Source organism: Streptomyces sp. NPDC111802, from assembly GCF_055634335.1.
In genome coordinates this window covers 1-3,145 of record NZ_JBVKCZ010000165.1, presented here as the reverse complement: position 1 = coordinate 3,145, position 3,145 = coordinate 1, and the positions used below count along the sequence as shown (strand labels likewise).

The 3,145-nt window shown below is 64.1% G+C and carries 3 protein-coding genes; 2 read left to right on the top strand and 1 reads right to left on the bottom strand.

What is annotated here, in order from left to right; translation table 11 throughout:
- On the top strand, positions 1-591 hold a 591-nt coding region (locus tag ACZ7NC_RS44950; protein WP_471498075.1), incomplete at its 5' end, for a polyprenyl synthetase family protein.
- A 294-nt stretch (positions 592-885) separates the two neighbouring features.
- Complete coding sequence (locus tag ACZ7NC_RS44945; protein ID WP_471498072.1) at positions 886-2,349, top strand: amidase; 1,464 nt, start codon at positions 886-888, stop codon at positions 2,347-2,349.
- A 70-nt stretch (positions 2,350-2,419) separates the two neighbouring features.
- Here ACZ7NC_RS44945 and ACZ7NC_RS44940 read toward each other — a convergent pair.
- Positions 2,420-3,145, bottom strand: a 726-nt coding sequence (locus tag ACZ7NC_RS44940) for an IS630 family transposase (protein WP_471498069.1), incomplete at its 5' end; no start/stop codon positions are given.

Below are 3,145 nucleotides of genomic sequence, written 5' to 3'. Positions count from 1 at the left end.
CTGAACCAGCTCAGGAACTCTGCCGAAGGGGTCCTGGACGGCTTCCTCACCAGCAAAGCGACCGCCCGTGGCCCGCAACTGCCTGACCTGGTCACACCGTTGCAGCAATTCATAGAGGCCGGCGGAAAACGCATCCGTCCCATCTTCACGCTGGTCGGCTGGCACGCCGCCGGCGGCACAGGCACCCCAGGCGCAGTGCGTCATCTGGCGGCCGCCCTGGAACTCTTCCACGACTTCGCGCTCATTCACGACGACGTCCCCGCCACGGTCGCGGACCAGTTCGGTACCAGTGCGGCCACCCTCCTCGGAGACCTGGCACTGGTGTGGTCCGACGAACTCCTGCACACCGGCAACCTGACCCCCAAACAGCTGTCCGCCGGGCTGCCCCTGCTGGACACCATGCGCACCGAAGTCATACTCGACCAGTACCTCGACCTGGCCAGCAGCCATCACTTGCTGACAAACCTGGCTGCCGGCACCACCGACCAGCTCGCCACACACACCCGGACCCGGCTGAAGAAGATGCAGTACCGGCCCCACCTGCTCGACGGATTCATCACCGAAACCGGACTGATCCTCGCTCCACCATGACCGTCACCCCGAAGAGAAGACCTCAGAAGCAGGAAAGGTTGTGTGGGTGGGATGCTTTCCACGAGCGTCAACCTCTGTGCACGTCAGGTCTTGTGGCGGGGCACTGGCGCAGTGCCGTACGCCGGTGCCCGCCCTGCAAGCGACGTGGGTACGTGCGATGCAGGGAGATCTGCCATGCCGACTGCCAAGCGCCGGCCAGAGCCAGGTGAACGTGAGCAGTACGTCTCCCGAGGACCGGAGCATACAGGGCCCGCGTGCGGACGCTGGGTTCCGGTAAACAGCAATGGAGGACGAGTGACCGAAGATCTCTGGGGCAACGATGCTCACGAACTGGCACGACTGATCAGGTCGCGCGAGGTCTCTTCCGTTGAGGTGATCGAATCGCATCTGAACCGGATCGACGAGGTCAATCCGTCCCTCAACGCGATCGTCGACACGTTGCGAGAGCGCGCCCTGCACGAGGCCAGGGCCGCGGACGCACGGACCGCGGCCGGGGCATCAACCCTGGGTGCCCTTCACGGAGTGCCAGTGACGATCAAGGAAAATATCGATGTCGCCGGCACCGCGACGACCAACGGTGTCCCTGCTTCAGCTCACGCCATCGCTCGCCAGGACGCGCCCGTCGTCGAGCGGTTGCGAGCCGCTGGCGCCATCATCCTGGGCCGCACCAATCTTCCCGACATGGCTTTGCGTATCCACACCGACAGCAGCCTGCGAGGCCTCACACGCAATCCGTGGCATCCAGGCCGCACAGCAGGTGGCTCATCCGGAGGGGAAGCAGCAGCACTGGCCTCAGGAATGACGCCACTAGGCATAGGGAACGACATCGGCGGATCGCTCCGGAATCCAGCCCATTGCTGCGGCGTCTCCTCCATCAAGCCGACCACGGGCCGCGTCCCGCACGCCACGGTCATCGCGCCAGAAGACGGCACGCTGTCGCTGCAGATGATGCAGGTCAACGGTGTCATGGCGCGTGGGCTCGCCGACGTACGCCTCGGCCTCGACCTGATTGCAGGCGCCCACCTCCGCGACCCCGGTTCAGTGCCCGCACCCCTGACATTCCCGGATTTGCCTCCAGCAGCCAAGCGAGCGGCACTTCTTGCGGAGCCGCCCGGGGGCACGACTGATGCGAGGATCGCCAACATCGTTCGCCAGGCAGCGAAGCACCTTGAGGCGGCGGGGTACGTCGTCGAGGAAGTCATGCCGCCCGACTATGTGGCCGCGATCGAGCTCTGGCGCCAATTCCTGTTCACCGAGATCCGCGCAGTGCAGCCCCATCTCGATCAGGTCATCGGCGACGACGGACGACGGTTCCTCGATGGCGCGCTCGCAAACGAGCCAGTTCTCGATCTGGCGGAGTACATCGATCTGTTCGCTCACAGGCGTCGTGTGGCGCGAGCCTGGCTTAAGTTCCTGCAGACCTACCCCGTCGTCGTCTCGCCTGTCTGGTCACAGCTGGCTTTCCCGCACGGCTGGGACGCCGAGACGCCCGCCCAGGCACAAGCCGTCATGCAACTGCTTCGCCCGGTCATGCCGGCCAGCCTTCTCGGCCTCCCTGCGGTGACAACACCAGCAGGTCTCACAGCACATATGCCTGTTGGCGTTCAGTGCATGGCCGCTCCGTTCCGCGAAGACATCGCGCTTTCCGCTGCCGCCGTCATTGAAGCGGCCGTTGGCCGGATCACGCCAGTTGATCCATTCGTCAACGATGTCGACGACGTGGAATGGGCGGCATACGACCAGATCGGCAAGCCCTGAAGCGAGGGCCAATCGACAGACAACCGACCAGCGGCACTAGTACTGCAACGGTGCTTGCCGTGACTGATGGCTAGTCTTGTGAGTCAGGAATCCTGTGTAAATAACTGGCGAGGCGTTCCAGGATCTCGTCTGCGGTCTTGGTCCAGATGTAGGGCTTGGGATCGGTGTTCCATGCGGCGATCCAGGTGCGGATGTCTTTCTCGAGGGCCTGGACGCTCTTGTGGGCGCCTCGTCGTATCTGTTTGTTCGTCAGTTCTGCGAACCACCGCTCCACCAGGTTGAGCCAGGACGAGCCGGTAGGCGTGAAGTGCAGATGGAAGCGGGGGTGGGCGATCAGCCACGTCCTGATGGCCGGCGTCTTGTGGGTGGCGTAGTTGTCGAGGATCAGGTGCACTTGCAGATCTGCCGGGATCTCCTGGTCCAGCTTGATCAGGAACTTCTTGAACTCCTCGGCACGGTGCCGGCGGTGCAGGGAACCGATGACTTTCCCGGTGGCGACCTCGAGTGCCGCGAACAGGGTCGTGGTGCCGGCACGGACATAGTCGTGGGTGACCCGCTGAGGTGCCCCGGGCATCATCGGCAGCACAGGCTGGGAGCGGTCCAGGGCCTGGATCTGCGTCTTCTCGTCCATGCAGAACACCAGCGCCCGCTCAGGCGGATCCAGATACAGACCCACGACATCGTGCACTTTGTCCACGAAGTACGGGTCCGTCGACAGCTTGAACGTCTCTGAGCGGTGGGGCTGCAGGCCGAAGGCTCGCCAGATCCGCGACACGGTCGACTGGGACAGGCCCAG